The organism is Synechococcus sp. EJ6-Ellesmere (assembly GCF_024345875.1).
GTDB classification, from domain to species: Bacteria; Cyanobacteriota; Cyanobacteriia; order PCC-6307; family Cyanobiaceae; genus Regnicoccus_A; species Regnicoccus_A antarcticus.
This window is the reverse complement of the sequence record NZ_JAGQBY010000078.1, coordinates 1-14,691: the sequence shown is the minus strand read 5'-3', so window position 1 is coordinate 14,691 and position 14,691 is coordinate 1. Positions and strand designations below refer to the sequence as shown.

The window sequence follows — 14,691 nt, the reverse complement described above, 5'->3', positions numbered from 1 at the left end:
CCCGCCCAGGCCGAGCGGCAGCAACCGTCTCAGGTGGTGGCCGCCAACGCTGGCCGCGCCCAGGAGGCGCTGCGGGTGCTGGAGGAGTTCGGCCGCGCCGGTGATCCGCTCCTGGCCGCCGAGGCCGCCGCAATCCGCTACGCCCTCTACGACCTGGAGGTGGATCTGATGCGGGCCTGTGGCGCCGCCGCGGGCCGCCGTGAGCTGCTGCTGCGCTGCCATTTGTATCTGATCACCAGCCCGTCACCTCGCCTGCTCGAGACCGTGGCCGCGGCCCTTGAGGCGGGGGTGCGCCTGGTGCAATACCGGGCCAAGCAGGCTGACGACCTGGAGCGCTGGCAGGAAGCCCGTGCCCTGCGTCAGCTCTGCTCGAGTCATGGCGCCCTGTTCATCGTCAACGACCGGGTCGACCTGGCCCTGGCCGTGGAGGCCGATGGGGTGCACCTGGGCCAGGGTGACTTGCCCCCCGCCGAAGCGCGCCGCCTGCTGGGCCCGGATCGCCTGATCGGCCGCAGCACCCAGCGGATCGAGCAGTTGCGTCAGGCGGTGGCCGATGGCTGCGACTACGTGGGCGTTGGCCCCATCAACGCCACCCCCACCAAGCCCGGCCGTGAACCCGTTGGCCTGGCCTATGTGCGCGAGGCGGCGGCTGAAAGTCCGATTCCGTTCTTTGCCATCGGCGGGCTCGATGCCGGAGCGGTGGCGCCGGTCGTGGCGGCCGGCGGTCGCCGGGTGGCGGTGGTGAGGGCGATCATCGAGGCAAGCGATCCGCATGCGGCCAGCCGCGAGCTGCTCGCGGCCCTGCAGGAGGAGGCATGAGCGAGGAGAACTGGGCCAGCGGCAGCCTCACGATCCAGCTGAACGGGGAAGCACGCACCTGCCCGGCTCACTTGCCTCTGCTGGAGGTGCTGCGCCACTTCGGCTACGAACCGCGGCTGGTGGTTGTGGAGTTCAACGGCGAGATTCTGCCCCGCACGGCCTGGGCCGAGCAGGCCGTTGGTGGGGACGCCGTACTTGAGGTGGTCACCATCGTGGGGGGTGGTTCCTAGATTCGGCGCACTTGCTTCGGGTGACATCTGTGTCCCCTCGTCCCTTCCCAATCGCCTTCGCCAGGTTCCGCCGGCTCTCCCTGCTGGTCCTGATGCCTCTCCTGGTGAGCGGCCTGCTGCTGCTGTCCTCGCCGGCTCCCAGCTGGGCGGCCCGCGGCGGGCGCATCGGCGGCGGCAGCTTCCGCTCGGCCCCCTCCATGCCCCGCAGCTACAGCGGCGGTGGCGGCAGCTACCGGGGTGGCTATGGCGGTGGCGGATACCGCGGTGGCTATGGCGGCGGGATCGGCTTCCCCTTCCTGATCCCCATCTTCGGCTTCGGCGGCGGCGGGCTGTTCGGTTTCCTGATCCTGATGGCGATCGCCGGTTTTCTCGTGAACGCCCTGCGCGGCGCCGGCGGCGGCATGACCAGCGGCGGCGGTTCCCTGGCTGCGGCTCCCCGCGCCGATGGGCCCGTGAGCATTGCCCAGTTGCAGGTGGGCCTGCTGGCCTCGGCCCGTGAACTTCAGGATGACCTGCGCCGCCTGGCCGCCACCGCTGACACCACCGGCAGCACCGGTCTGCAGCGGCTGCTGCAGGAAACCAGCCTGTCCCTGCTGCGCCAGCCCGATCTCTGGGTCTACGCCAACAGCGAACTGGGCCAGGTGCCTTTCGCCAGCGCCGAATCCACCTTCAACCGTCTCTCGATGACCGAGCGCAGCAAGCTGCGCAGCGAGGTCACCTCCAATGTGGGCGGACGGCGCTTCCAGGATGAAGCTGCCGCCAGTGGCCCCACCGATGCCACCAGCGACTTCATCGCCGTCACCCTTCTGGTGGCCAGCCGTGGCCGCATCCCCCTCAAGACCATCAGCAGCGCCGATGATCTGCGCGACGCCCTCGGGGTGATCGGTGCGGTGTCCGCCAGTGATCTGATTGCCCTCGAGGTGATCTGGCAGCCAGAAGGGAAAGGAGAAGTGCTCAGCACCGAGGAGCTGCTGACGGCCTATCCGCAGCTGCAGCACCTCTGAGGGCCAGCAGGATGCGCAGGGCCGCCATGGCGGCCCCGTATCCGTTGTCGATGTTCACCACACTCAGCCCTGGGGCGCAGCTGGCCAGCATCCCGTTGAGGGCGGCAGCCCCGCCGGCGCTCACGCCGTAGCCCACCGACACCGGAACGCCGATCACCGGCTGGGGCAGCAGCCCCGCCAGCACCGTGGGCAGGGCGCCTTCCATGCCGGCGCAGGCAATCAGCACCCGGGCGCTTCGCAGCCGCGGCAGCTGCTCCAGCAACCTGTGCAGGCCGGCCACACCCACATCCACCACCAGCTCGGTGCTCACCCCATGGCAGCGCAGGGCCAGCTGGGCCTCATGGGCCACGGGCAGATCACTGGTGCCGCCGCAGAGCACCTGCACCAGACCGAGGGCCGGATCGGCAGCGGGCAGGACGCCGCTGGTGAGACAGCGGGCCTGGCGGTGGTGCTCCAGGGCGGCGCCGATCTCGGGCCGCTCGCGGCGCAGCCACGTCTCGATCGCTGCGGCTTTCCCGGCGGTCACCCGCGTCACCAGGGCGAGCTCGCCGGCCTGGTGCAGACGCTCGAGGATCGTCGTGATCTGATCGACGTCCTTGGTCTCACCCCAGACCGCTTCCAGCATTCCCAGCCGCTCACGCCGCCCAAGATCCAGCCGCGCCAGGGGCTCGCTGGGATTCATTGGGCGATCAGCTCGCCGCTGAAGAGCAGGGGGAAGGGCTGAGGATCGCTGCGACCGGTGCCCTGCCGCGCCAGCTGATCAAAGCGCTCCTGCACCCGCTCCACCTCGGCGGTGGCGATGCCGTGCCACTGGCGACGACTGGCCCAGTGGATCAGCAGCACTCCCTCCTCGCTGTCGGCATCCCAGTAGATCCGCCGCTCGAGGAAACCGCTCTGCGCCTGCAACCAGGGCTCCCAGCTCTGCCGCTCCGCCTCCAGCCAGGCCTCCCGATCGGCGGCGGGCACCTTCAGCCGCAGGACCTCCACCACCACCTGCTGCTGGATCCCGTCCTGTTGGACAACGTCGCTGGGAGCCGCGGTGACGGCGGTGGGTGTCACGCCCAGGAGCAAGGACAACAGCAGCAGCGCCAGGGCGCAGACCCTACCCATTCCCGCCTCCCCACGGCTCCAGCAGGGCCACGGTGTGGCAGGCGATCCCTTCCTCCCGTCCGGTGGGGCCGAGGGTCTCATTGGTGGTGGCCTTGATGCCCACCTGGTCTGGATCGAGCCCCATGCGCTGGGCGATGGCGACGCGCATGGCGGCGATGTGGGGCCGCAGCTTCGGGCGCTCGGCGATCACCACCGTGTCCACATTCACCACCTGCCAGCCCCGCTCCCGCACCAGGGCCACCACCTGCTCCAGCAGCACCAGGCTGTCGGCACCGCGCCAGCGCTCGTCGTCCGGGGGGAAGTGCTGGCCGATGTCCCCCAGGCTGAGGGCCCCCAGCAGGGCATCCATCAGGGCGTGCACGAGCACGTCGGCATCGCTGTGGCCATCGAGGCCCAGCCCGGCGGGGTGCTCCAGGGTCAGGCCCCCCAGGATCAGGGGGCGCCCCGGCACCAGCCGGTGGATGTCGTAGCCGTTGCCGATCCGCATCTGCGACCGCCCCTGCTGCTGCTCTTGCCAGCGACGGTAGAGGTCGGGACGCCTCCGTTTCGTGCGCTCCTGCTGCTGTTCGGCCCGCCAGCGGGCGATGGCGCCGTGGTCACCGCTACGCAGCACCTGCGGCACCGCCAGACCCCGGAACTCGGCCGGGCGGGTGTAGTGGGGATGCTCCAGCAACAGGGCGCTGTGGCTTTCCTCCAGCAGCGACTCGGCGCTGCCCACCGTGCCCGGCAGCAGCCGCACCACGCCGTTGATCAGCACCATCGCCGCCAGCTCGCCACCAGTGAGCACGAAATCCCCCAGCGACACCTCCTCATCAGCGAGGGTGCGGATGCGCTCGTCGAAGCCCTCGTAGTGGCCGCAGAGCAGCACCAGCTGGTCGTGATCCGTGGCCCAGCGCTGCAGGTCGGCCTGGCTCAGGGGCTGACCCTGGGGGCTGAGCAGCAGCACCCGGCGCCGCTCCAGCACGGGGATCGACTCGAAGGCCGCGAACACCGGCTCCGGCTTGAGCACCATTCCCGCCCCGCCGCCGTAGGGCTGGTCGTCGACCTTGCGGTAGCGGTCGCTGGCGTGGTCGCGGGGGTTGTGGGTGTGCAGCTCGGCGATGCCGGCGTTGAAGGCCCGCCCGATCACCCCGAGGCTGGTCAGTGGCGCAAACGACTCGGGAGCCAGGCTCACCACATCCAGCCGCATCGCGCTCAGCTCTCCGCTGGGGCCGGGCGGCTGACGCGGCGGATCTCCGAGCAGAAACTGGCCTGCTCCGGCTGGCCATCGGCGCCGTTGACGATCACGCTGCGCAGGCGCAGGTTCGGTTTGGTGAACCAGATCCGTTCGCGCTGCTCCTGGCCAGCGCTGGTGATCACCAGCTCCAGGCTGCCGTCGGGCCACAGCTGCCAGTGGCCAATGCTGCCCTCGGCGCCCAGCAGGCTTCCGCCGGCCTCGAAATCGAGCTGCCGGGCCTCGCCATCGGGAGCCGTCACCTCCAGCCCCCCCAGGGAGCGGCCGGGGGCGGCCGGGCGCAGGCTCACCCCCAGGTCGCCGCGGTTGCTGTCATGCCAGGCGTCATCGTCGCCGCTGGCGGCTGTGGTGGCCTCCATCCGGCTGCGCAGCACCATCCACTGACCGGCGCAGAGGTCGAGAAAGGCTGGCAGGTCCTCGGGGGGGAAGGCGGGGCTGGTGCCGTTCACGGCGGTGGCGCACTCTGGCCCTCCATCCTCTCAGTCGCCGCGGTAGCCGAGTTCCGCCAGCCGCGCCGGGTTGCGCCGCCAGTTGGGCACCACTTTGACGAACAGCTCCAGGTACACCGGCCCGTCGAACACCTTCTGCATCTGGGCCCTGGCCCCGCTGCCGATCTCCTTGAGCATCTGACCGCGCTTGCCGATCAGGATTCCCTTCTGGCTGGAGCGCTCCACCAGCACCGTGGCCAGCACGGCGATGCGCTTGCCGTCTTCGACGATATGCTCGACCTGCACCGCCACAGAGTGGGGCACCTCCTCGCGGGTGAGGCTGAGCACCTGCTCGCGGATCAGCTCCGCCAGCAGCAGCTGCTCGGGTTGATCGCTGACCGCATCCGGCGGGTAGAGATGGGGGCCGAGGGGCAGCCGCGCCGCCAGGGCCTCCACCAGTTCGGGGCAGCCGGCACCGGTGCTGGCACTGCAGGCCAGCAGTGGCCAGTCGCTGCGGCGCTGACCAGGATCGGCCGGATCGGCGCGTTGATCGGAGAGCACCAGCAGCTCCCGGTAGCTGGCCTCCAGCTCGGCGGCCCTCTCCGGGTCCACCAGATCGCTCTTGTTAAGGGCCACCAGCACCGGCGCCTTGCTGAAGCGCAGGAGCTCCACGATGAATCCATCGCCGCGCCCCGCCGGCTCGCTGCCATCGACCAGGAGCAGCACCACGTCCACTTCGCCGATGGCGCTGCGGGCGCTTTTCACCAGCCGCTCCCCCAGCAGATGGTGGGGCTTGTGGATGCCGGGGGTGTCGAGCAACACCAGCTGGGCGCTGGGGGTGGTGAGGATGGCCCGCAGCCGGTTGCGGGTGGTCTGGGCCACCGGCGAGGTGATCGCCACCTTCTCGCCCACCAGGTGGTTGAGCAGGGTCGACTTGCCCACATTCGGGCGGCCGATCAGGGCCACGAAACCGGAGCGGAAGCCTTCGGGGGCCTGCTGCGGCAGCGGCAGAGGCACAGGCAAAGACAGCTCTGCGCCCAGCGGCTGCTCCGATTCGGTCTCGCTCAGGCCCGGCTTGTCCATAACCTCAACACTGCCAGCCCACCGGTCCGAGATGTCGGCTTCCACTCCCGCCACCCCCACCTTTCCCCAGGCGATGGAGATCGCGGCAGCTTGGCTGGGCCACTGGCAGAACGGCGAACTCAGTGATGAGGTGCTGGCCGACCGGGTGGGGGAACTGGTGGCCAGCCTCGATGGGGCCCGCGGCTTCTTCGTGGTGTCCCTCACCAGCGACGCCCCGCTGATGGACCGCCTGCCGGAGTGCCTGGTGCTGAGCCTGCGCCAGGCCGGTGATGGGGTGGTGGATCTCAGCGCCCGCAACCTGGCCATGAGCACGGCGATGGCCCTGCATCACCAGCGGGCCGGAGATGAGGGCCAACGGGCCGGATCCGAGCGGGTGGCTCGGAGGTGCACTGAACTGCTGCGGCTGCTGGAGCCAACGGCGGTGAAGCAACGGCTGGAGAGGCTGCTGGCCGGCGCGGAGGGATCGGGAGAGGATGTGGACTTCCTGGATCGCTGGGGCTACGACGAGGCCCAGCGCCAGGCCATCCGCTCAGCTGTGCTGGCGGTGGCTGACGACTGAGCCAGGCCGGGTTGCTACTGCTGGAGCTGGTTCAGTCGCGGCGGCCGCCGCCGTTGAGGGCGATGATCAGGCGCAGGATGAAGATGAACAGGTTGATGTAGGTGAGGTACATGCCCAGGGCGCCGGCCAGGTACTGGTCGTCGCTGTAGGTGCGGGGCATGGTGTAGAAGTCGAGAAAGGCGGCTCCCACGAACAGCACGGTGCCGAAGCCGGCGATCAGCAGTTCGAAGCCGCTTCCCCCGAAGCCGGGGATGAAGATGCCGCCCACGATCTGAATCACCATGGCGATGATCAGTCCGAGGATGCCGAGGCCCACCACACCGGCCAGGGCCTGACCGATGGAGTCGCTCATGCGACGACCCACCACCGACGCGATCAGGAAGGTGATGCCTGTGGCCAGGGTGGCGGTGCCGATGGCGCCGACCCCGGCAACGCTGAGGGCATAAGCCACGATTCCGCTGAGGGTGAAGCCGGTGATCAGGCTGTAGGCCGTGAGGATCGGCAGGGCCGTGCCGTTGTTCCCCTTGGTAGCCGCGTTCTGGGCCACGAAGAAGAGGATGAAGTTGCCGATCAGGGCCACCCAGAACAAGGGCATGAACAGCCCCGGGCTGCTGGCCATCAAGGTGAGGCCTCCCATCACTCCGGCGGCGGTCAGCACCATGCCGCCACCCACGTAGGGCAGCGCTTTGTTGACGACATTGGGACCGACCAGCGCGCCCTGCTGGGCCTCGCGGATCGCTTCCTGGAAATTGCTGCTGGCTGGCATGGGACCAGTGAATTCGGTTCTCACCATCCTGCCAGTGCCGGCGGGTTGGGAGTGTGCGGTTCTCCTCATCCCCGCTGGGCGCTCATCCTCTCTGGGCCGTCCGGGCAAGTCCAGCCGCGTCGCGGCGGGCGTAGGCCTGCACCATGCGCTGCACCAGAGGATGGCGCACCACATCGGCGGCGTTGAGGTGGCAGATCGCCACGCCCTCCACATCCGCCAGCACGCCGGCGGCCTCCACCAGGCCACTGAGCTGGTCGCGGGGCAGATCCGACTGGGTGGGATCCCCGGTGACCACCATGCGCGAATTCTCCCCCAGCCGGGTGAGCACCATGCGCATCTGGGCGGTGGTGGTGTTCTGGGCCTCGTCGAGGATCACGAAGGCATCGGCCAGGGTGCGGCCGCGCATGTAGGCCAGCGGCGCCACCTCGATCACCCCTTTCTCCAGCAGAGCCGTGGTGCGCTCCGCCCCCAGCAGCCCATGCAGGGCGTCATAGAGCGGGCGCAGGTAGGGGTCGACCTTCTGCTGCAGGTCCCCGGGCAGGAAACCCAGCCGCTCGCCGGCTTCCACCGCGGGCCTGGTGAGGATCAACCGCTCCACCCGCCGCTCCTGGAGCATGCGCACGGCCTGAACGGTGGCCAGGAAGGTCTTGCCGGTGCCGGCTGGACCCAGGGCGAGGGTGAGGTCGTGGCCGTCCATCGCATCCACGTAGGCCTTCTGGCGCACGGTGCGGGGCCGCAGCAGCTTGCCGCTCTGGCTGCGGGCCAGCACCTGCTGGGAGAGTTCGCGATGCTCGCTGCTGCGTCCGGTGTCGAGGGCGGTGAGGGCGGTCTGGAGATCCACCGCGCCGATGGGCTGGCCCTCGCCCCAGAGAGGCCGCAGCAGCTCCACCAGAGCCGAGGCCCGCTCCAGCTGAGAGGGCCTGCCCTGGATCACCAACTGAAGACCCCGCAGCACCAGGGAGGCACCGGTGAGGGCCTCAAGGCGATGCAGGGTCGTTTCGGCCTCGCCGGCGAGGGCAAGGGCGGCTTCCTGGTGGGGAAGGTCGATCGAAAAGAGAGGAAGCGTTTCAGCCCCGGCCATGGGGCGTCCGCTCAGGCATCGGCGCTGACGGCCTCAGCTTCAGGCTCGGCGGCAGCTGCTGCAGCGGCTTCAGCAGCGGCGGCTGATTCAGCAGCAGCGGCCTTCGCCGCTTCCTTGACCACCGCTTCGCGGGCTGCGGCCTGCTTGGCCTTGCCGACGGTTTCACCGGGACGGATGGTTTTCTCGATCAGGCCGCCCTTCTCGAGCAAGGAGCGGACCGTGTCGGTGGGTTGGGCGCCCTGGCTCAGGCGCACCCGGATGGCTTCGGCGTCAAGGCGGGTTTCCTTGGTGCGGGGGTTGTAGAAGCCGAGCTCCTCGAGCGGCAGACCGTCCCGGCGGGACGTGCTGTTGGTGGCCACCAGACGGAAGCTCGCTTCCCGCTTCTTGCCGAACCGCTTCAGGCGGAGCTTGATCATCGTGGCCTTGCCTTGCTGACTTGGGTGTTTGGGGTGGACGGAAACTCCGCCTGGCGGTGAGTTCACGCGCCAAACAAGCACCTTACCTTGCCGCCCATCAGAGCTGGCCAAACCCCTTGCGCTTCTTCGGGGGACGACTGGCCTTGCGGGAGCCGCTGCCCCGCCCAGCGGCCGCCGGCATCCCGGGCATGCCGGGCATCCCGGGCATCCCGGGCATTCCGGGCAGGCCACCGCCCATGCCGGGGAAGCCTCCACCCATGCCCGGCATGCCTCCACGGGTCATCTGCTGCATGAAGCCGCGCATCTTCTGAAAGTCGGCCAGCACCTTGTCGACGTCGGCAGGGCTGTGGCCGCTGCCCGCCGCGATCCGCCGCCGCCGTGAAGGCTGGGCGGCCAGCAGCTGGGGCTGCTCCCTCTCGGCCGCTGTCATCGAGCCGATCATCGCCTCGATTTTTCCGAGCTGCTCCTCTCCCTGCTTGAGCATGCCGTCGTCGATCTTGTTCATGCCCGGGATCAGCTTCATCAGGCCGCCCAGGGAGCCCATGCGCTTGATCATGCGCATCTGCTGCAGGAAATCGGAGAAGTCGAACGAGGCTTCCTGCAGCTTCTGCTGCATCTTTGCCACATCGGCCAGCTCCACCTCCTTGGAGGCCTTCTCCACCAGGGTGAGCACATCGCCCATGCCCAGGATGCGGCTGGCCATCCGCTCGGGGTGGAAGGGCTGCAGCGCCTCCACCTTCTCGCCGGTGCCGATGAACTTGATCGGGGCGCCGCTCACCTTGCGGATCGAGAGGGCCGCTCCGCCGCGGGAGTCGCCGTCGAGCTTGGTGAGTACGGCGCCGGTGAGACCCACCTGCTCGTGGAAGGCGCGGGTGAGCTCCGCCGCCTCCTGGCCGATCATCGAATCCACCACCAGCAGCACCTCGTCGGGTGCCGCGGCCTGGCGGATCCGCACCATCTCCTCCATCATCGCCGTGTCGATCTGGAGGCGGCCGGCGGTGTCCACCAGCACCGTGTCAAAGCCTTCCTCCTTCGCCCTGGCGATGCCGGCGGCGGCGATGTCTTCGGGTCTGGCGTCAGCCCCCAGGCTGAACACCTCCACGCCGATCTGTTGACCCAGCGTCTGCAGCTGGTCGATGGCGGCGGGCCGGTAGACATCGGCGGCCACCATCAGCGCCCGTTTGCCCTGCTCCTTGAGGTGCAGACCGAGCTTGGCGGTGGCGGTGGTCTTGCCGGCCCCCTGCAGGCCCGCCATCAGGATCACGGTGGGGGCCTGATCCGCCACCGCCAGCGGGGCGTTCTCACCGCCCATCACCTCCACCAGGGCCTGATGCACCAGCTGGATGAACTGTTGATCGGGGCTGACGCCGCGCACCACCTCGGCGCCCACCGCCTGGGTGCGCACCTCTTCGATGAACCCCTTGACCACCTCCAGGCTCACATCGGCCTCGAGCAGGGCACGACGCACCTGCTTGAGGGCCCCCTCCACGTTGCTTTCCGTGATCCGGTCCTGGCCCTTCAGGCTCTTGACCGCATCCTCAAAACGCTGGGATAGCTCGTCGAACATGGCGTTGTTGAAGGGGTGACCCCAGGAGGGGTGATCGTTGAACCAGACCCTGACACAACGCAGGGGACATCAGCGGCGACTGTGGAAATCAGCCAGTTTCCAGGTGCCGCCATCACGGGCGAACACATAGATGTTGCGCAGTTGGGCGTTGGTTCTGGGCTTGATCACCTTGTCGCCTGAACGGCGCTCCTCGCTGTAGTCGAGTTGGACATCGGCTTCGATCCGCCGTGGACTCTGGTTGGTGAGCCGGAACTGCTGAATCCTGGCCTGCACCTGTTGCTGTTCCCCCAGGGCCTTGAGTCCCCTGGCCTGGGAGCGCAGGTCGGCCACCAGGGCCGGGCGGGCGAGCTGATCGAGGTCGGCCTGGCTGTTGCGTCCGTCCAGAAGTGCCGCTTTGGCTGCCAACCAGCGCTCCAGCAGGAGGCGCACTTCCTGCTGGGTTGGGCTGGCGCTGGTGAGGGGGCCTGGGGCGGTGGGCGCCGACACCGGCGGGTTTGTGCTGGTGGGGGCCTGGCTACTGGCGGGGGGTGTCGCCAGCGGGGGTGCCGCCGGCCGGGGACGCATCACCAGCGAGAGCCCGGCGATCAGGGCAGCCCCGGCTGCCAGAGCGATTCCGGCCATGGCCAGCGGCCGGGCAGCCCGTGGCCGTTGCTCTCGGGCCGCAGCTTCAGCGGACGGCTCCGGGGCTGGGGGCTTGAACCCTTCGCTGCTGTCAGGGGCGAAGGGCTCCAGCTCAGGCATGGCCCAGGGGGCAGCGCTTGCCGCGACTGAGGAGTCTGTAGCGATCACCCCCACCGCCTGGCCGCGGGCCTGGCGGCGATCCTGCTGATCCACGAAGGCCTGCACGTCCCGGTCGGCGAAGTAGGCCTCGAGATCGGCATCCACCTCGATGTCGCGGTAGCCGGGGAGGACGTCCCGGGCCAGCCAGTCCCGGCAGTAGGCACAGAGCTGGGCGAGGGGATCCTCGGCCTGCTCCTCGGCCCAGGCCTTGAGCTCGGGCCCTGCTCCGGCGTTGAAGTGCTGCACGGCCGGCTCGATCTGGCCGAGCAGCAGATACAGGCAGGCCAGCAGGGGCTGGATGCCGGGCTGGGCGGAGGCCTGCAGGCGGTCCTGGGCGGCGGCGATGCGCTCGGGCTTGCGCTGGGCGAAGCCTGAGGCGGTGAGGGCGTAGCTGGCCAGAAACTCCGCCGCTGCGGAGCCGCCTTTGGCCCAGCGGTCGAAAAGATCGACCTGTTCCTGGGCGGTGAGGAAGAGCCGGATCTGCTTGATGAAGGCCTGGAAGTCGTCGCGGGGCAGGCTGGGATCGTCTTCGCCCTCCAGGCCTCCGCGGCGCTTCACCAGACTCTCCAGCAGCTCCAGCCCTTCGGCGCGCTCCTGGGTTGCCGTCAGAGGCCGGCTGACCAGACCCAGCACCCGGAAGGGCAGCAGCGCGTGCAGGTCGTTGGCCAGCTGCAGCCGTTGCTCAGGCATCTGGCCCATGCGTTGCAGTTGCTGGAGGCCTTGTTGCAGGAGCTGGGCCGCAGCCTCGTAGTGGCGCTGGCCCTGCAGCTCCGTGGCGGCGGCGCGGCAGGCCAGGGCCGCCAGCAGGCAGAGGTCGGCCTCGCGGCCGCTGCCCAGGGCAGGGGCCTGGGGCGGCTGCAGGCAAGTGATGGTGGCCTCAAAGGCCTCCAGGGGCATCCCCGCTTCCAGCAGCAGCATCAACCCACCGAGATCCTTCGATGGCGCCACATCAAGGCCGGCCGCCACCCCCTCTCCTTCGCCCGCCTGCTCGATCTCCATCAGCTGGGCCTCGTAGGCCTGGCGGCGCTGGGGGTCGGAGAGCACGTCGGCGCTGGCTTCCAGCAGATCGGCCCGGGCCCGGATCGCCTCCAGGGTGAAGCCCTGATCCGGCGCTTTCTCCAGGCGATGCTGAAGGGTGCGCAAGACGTTCTGGGCATCGGTCGCCGGGCTCACGCCGAGCAGACGGAAGTGGTCGATCGGCAGTTCCAACCCCTTCAACTCACGGGCCCTTGATCCTGGGCGTTGGGGCGAGTGTAGGCAGCGGCATCGGTTTTGACCTTTCCCGCTCAGTCCTCCCCCTACAGTCGTTGGCAACAGCTTCGACTCCCCTTGCCATGACTCAGGAGATCGCCGCCACGCTCCAACCGGCCGCAGACGGATCTGCACAAGAAGCAGTCGGCAGCCACGCCGAACGCCTGGCGGCGCTCTACCCGGCGGGTCCGGCCACGGTGACTCGAGAGGAGGGCCTGACCCTCTACCGGGACATGACTCTCGGCCGCCGCTTCGAAGACAAGTGCGCCGAGATGTACTACCGGGGCAAGATGTTCGGCTTCGTTCACCTCTACAACGGCCAGGAGGCCGTCTCCACCGGGGTGATCAAGGCGATGCGTGCCCAGCACGACTGGTTCTGCAGCACCTATCGCGATCACGTGCATGCCCTCAGCGCCGGTGTGCCAGCCCGCGAGGTGATGAGTGAGCTGTTCGGTAAGGCCACCGGCTGCAGCAAGGGCCGCGGCGGCTCCATGCACCTGTTCTCCAAGGAGCACCATCTGCTCGGGGGCTATGCCTTCATCGGCGAGGGCATTCCGGTGGCCCTTGGCGCCGCCTTCACCAGCCGCTACAAGCGTGATGCCCTCGGCGAGCCAGACAGTGATGCCGTCACCGCCGCCTTCTTCGGCGATGGCACCTGCAACAACGGTCAGTTCTTCGAGTGCCTGAACATGGCGGCGCTGTGGAAGTTGCCGATCCTGTTCGTCGTCGAGAACAACAAGTGGGCGATCGGCATGGCCCACGACCGCGCCACAAGCGATCCGGAGATCTGGCGCAAGGCCGCCGCCTTCGGCATGGCGGGTGAGGAGGTCGACGGCATGGATGTGCTGGCGGTGCGCGCCGCTGCCCAGCGGGCCGTGGAGCGTGCCCGGGCCGGCGAAGGTCCCACTCTGCTGGAGTGCCTCACGTATCGCTTCCGCGGCCATTCCCTGGCCGACCCCGATGAGCTGCGCAGCGAAGTGGAGAAGGAGTTCTGGGCCAAGCGGGATCCACTCAAGGCTCTGGCCGCCCATCTCACCAGCCACGATCTGGCCAGCCTTGAGGAGCTCAAGGCGATCGAGAAGGAGATCGACGCCGAAGTGGCCGATGCCGTGGAGTTCGCCGTCGGTGCACCAGAGCCCGATCCCGGTGAGCTCACCCGCTACATCTGGGCTGAAGACTGACCCCGGGCCGAATCAGAGCTGGCTGGGCAGCCGGCTCGTGAGGCTGCGTAGCTTGCGCAGTGCTTTGAGTTCCACCTGACGCACCCTCTCCCGGGACACGTCGAGCAGGCGGCCTATCTCAGCAAGGGTGTGGCGTTCGTGCCCATCAAGGCCGAAGCGCAGATCGAGCACCTGGCGTTCCTGCTCGCTGAGGTAGCTGAGCCAGCGCTCCAGCTGCTCGTGGTGCATGCCCCGCTCCACCTGGTCGAGAGGCTCGTCGTGGCTGGAGTCGGCGATCAGATCACCGAGGAAACTGCGCCCCTCCTCACCATTCACCGGGGCATCCAGGCTGGAGGTGGTCAACGACTGGCGCAGCAGCCCGTCGAGTTCCTGGATCGGGATCGCCATGGCTTCGGCGATCTCGCTGCGGCTGGGCATGGCCCCGAGCTTGTGGGCCAGCTCCAGGCTGACGCGGCGCACGGCGCTGAGGCGTTCGCTCAGGTGAACCGGCAGACGAATCGTGCGGGACTGGCAGGCAATCGCCCGGGTCATGCTCTGGCGGATCCACCAGAAGGCGTAGGTGGAGAATTTGTAGCCGCGGGTGGGATCGAACTTTTCCACGGCCCGCTCCAGGCCCAGTGATCCTTCCTGGATCAGATCGAGCAGTTCCAGTCCCTTGCCCTGGTACTTCTTGGCGACGCTGACCACGAGGCGCAGGTTGGCCTTCATCATGCGCTCCTTGGCGCGACGGCCCAGGCGCAGCAGTTGTTTCTGGCGAAGACTGGGGGGATCCTCCACGCCCGAATCGATCAGCTGCATCATCGCCTGCACCTGGTTGCCCAGTTCAATCTCCTCGGCTGGAGTGAGCAGGGGCACCCGTCCGATCGTGCCCAGATACCAGCTGATTGGATCGCTCCCCCGCCGCCGCTGTTCGCGGGGCAGAAGGGTGGAGGCTGTCATGAGCCCATCAGGAAAGTGAATTCAATCTCTGATGAATGGACCAGGGAGTGATGTGATTTCAACAACCTTTCAAGGTTGTGCCAGTAAAACGACACAGTCAACGCCTGGAAGAACTAGGGACTCCTGAAAAAGCCAAATCAACTGCGCTGCAACTGGTCTCAGCGGTTGGAAGCCGATAAACTGGCAGGGAACGCGGCAATTGCGGATTGTCGCCACTGACGATGGCCGCACATGTACCGGAAG

16 protein-coding genes are annotated in these 14,691 nt (G+C 68.5%); 5 read left to right on the top strand and 11 right to left on the bottom strand.

Features of this window, described 5'->3' with window-relative positions; genetic code table 11:
• The 3 genes from KBY78_RS09815 to KBY78_RS09805 all read left to right on the top strand — a co-directional run.
• Positions 1–819: thiamine phosphate synthase (locus KBY78_RS09815; protein WP_255143437.1), on the top strand; the 819-nt coding region annotated here is incomplete at its 5' end.
• Positions 816–1,049, top strand: a complete 234-nt coding sequence (thiS, locus tag KBY78_RS09810) for a sulfur carrier protein ThiS (RefSeq protein ID WP_255143436.1) — start codon at positions 816–818, stop codon at positions 1,047–1,049. The genes KBY78_RS09815 and thiS, both read left to right, overlap by 4 nt.
• A gap of 92 nt (positions 1,050–1,141) precedes the next feature.
• Positions 1,142–2,053: a DUF1517 domain-containing protein gene (locus KBY78_RS09805; RefSeq protein WP_255143435.1), complete on the top strand. Its 912-nt coding sequence runs from the start codon at positions 1,142–1,144 to the stop codon at positions 2,051–2,053.
• Here KBY78_RS09805 and larB read toward each other — a convergent pair.
• The 5 genes from larB to era are packed head-to-tail and all read right to left on the bottom strand — an operon-like array spanning position 2,004 to position 5,908.
• On the bottom strand, positions 2,004–2,735 hold the full coding sequence (larB, locus tag KBY78_RS09800; protein ID WP_255143434.1) for a nickel pincer cofactor biosynthesis protein LarB: 732 nt from the start codon (positions 2,733–2,735) through the stop codon (positions 2,004–2,006). The two genes, KBY78_RS09805 and larB, sit on opposite strands and share 50 nt — an antisense overlap.
• A complete protein-coding gene (locus KBY78_RS09795; protein ID WP_255143433.1) occupies positions 2,732–3,163 on the bottom strand; it encodes a TIGR03792 family protein in 432 nt (143 codons plus the stop codon). Before KBY78_RS09795 ends, larB begins: the two co-directional genes overlap by 4 nt.
• Positions 3,156–4,361 (bottom strand): tRNA (guanosine(37)-N1)-methyltransferase TrmD, encoded by a 1,206-nt coding sequence (trmD, locus tag KBY78_RS09790; protein ID WP_255143439.1) that lies wholly within the window; start codon positions 4,359–4,361, stop codon positions 3,156–3,158. The genes KBY78_RS09795 and trmD overlap by 8 nt, the downstream gene beginning before the upstream one ends.
• On the bottom strand, positions 4,358–4,846 hold the full coding sequence (locus tag KBY78_RS09785) for a phycobiliprotein lyase (RefSeq protein ID WP_255143432.1): 489 nt from the start codon (positions 4,844–4,846) through the stop codon (positions 4,358–4,360). Before KBY78_RS09785 ends, trmD begins: the two co-directional genes overlap by 4 nt.
• A gap of 30 nt (positions 4,847–4,876) precedes the next feature.
• The gene (gene era / locus KBY78_RS09780) at positions 4,877–5,908 is read right to left on the bottom strand and encodes a GTPase Era (RefSeq protein WP_255143431.1); all 1,032 of its coding nucleotides are present in this window, start codon (positions 5,906–5,908) and stop codon (positions 4,877–4,879) included.
• A 31-nt stretch (positions 5,909–5,939) separates the two neighbouring features.
• Between era and KBY78_RS09775 the strand changes: the two genes are divergently transcribed.
• Positions 5,940–6,467, top strand: a complete 528-nt coding sequence (locus KBY78_RS09775) for a hypothetical protein (RefSeq protein ID WP_006171791.1) — start codon at positions 5,940–5,942, stop codon at positions 6,465–6,467.
• Positions 6,468–6,498: 31 nt separating this feature from the next.
• On the opposite strand, the gene KBY78_RS09770 is transcribed toward KBY78_RS09775, so the two are convergent.
• The 5 genes from KBY78_RS09770 to KBY78_RS09750 form a co-directional block, all read right to left on the bottom strand.
• Positions 6,499–7,233, bottom strand: a complete 735-nt coding sequence (locus tag KBY78_RS09770; RefSeq protein ID WP_255143430.1) for a Bax inhibitor-1 family protein — start codon at positions 7,231–7,233, stop codon at positions 6,499–6,501.
• Positions 7,234–7,315: 82 nt separating this feature from the next.
• The gene (locus KBY78_RS09765) at positions 7,316–8,314 is read right to left on the bottom strand and encodes a PhoH family protein (RefSeq protein WP_255143429.1); all 999 of its coding nucleotides are present in this window, start codon (positions 8,312–8,314) and stop codon (positions 7,316–7,318) included.
• 11 nt (positions 8,315–8,325) lie between these two features.
• Positions 8,326–8,730, bottom strand: a complete 405-nt coding sequence (gene rpsP, locus KBY78_RS09760; protein WP_255143428.1) for a 30S ribosomal protein S16 — start codon at positions 8,728–8,730, stop codon at positions 8,326–8,328.
• Positions 8,731–8,827: 97 nt separating this feature from the next.
• Positions 8,828–10,297, bottom strand: coding sequence for a signal recognition particle protein (gene ffh / locus KBY78_RS09755; RefSeq protein WP_255143427.1), 1,470 nt, complete (start codon positions 10,295–10,297; stop codon positions 8,828–8,830).
• A gap of 69 nt (positions 10,298–10,366) precedes the next feature.
• On the bottom strand, positions 10,367–12,286 hold the full coding sequence (locus KBY78_RS09750) for an IMS domain-containing protein (protein WP_255143425.1): 1,920 nt from the start codon (positions 12,284–12,286) through the stop codon (positions 10,367–10,369).
• 125 nt (positions 12,287–12,411) lie between these two features.
• Between KBY78_RS09750 and pdhA the strand changes: the two genes are divergently transcribed.
• Positions 12,412–13,509 carry a pyruvate dehydrogenase (acetyl-transferring) E1 component subunit alpha gene (gene pdhA, locus KBY78_RS09745; protein WP_255143424.1) on the top strand — a complete coding sequence of 366 codons (1,098 nt, stop codon included), beginning with the start codon at positions 12,412–12,414 and terminating at the stop codon, positions 13,507–13,509.
• A gap of 12 nt (positions 13,510–13,521) precedes the next feature.
• Here pdhA and KBY78_RS09740 read toward each other — a convergent pair whose 3' ends face one another.
• A complete protein-coding gene (locus tag KBY78_RS09740; RefSeq protein WP_006171784.1) occupies positions 13,522–14,448 on the bottom strand; it encodes a sigma-70 family RNA polymerase sigma factor in 927 nt (308 codons plus the stop codon).
• Positions 14,449–14,691: the final 243 nt, after the last annotated feature.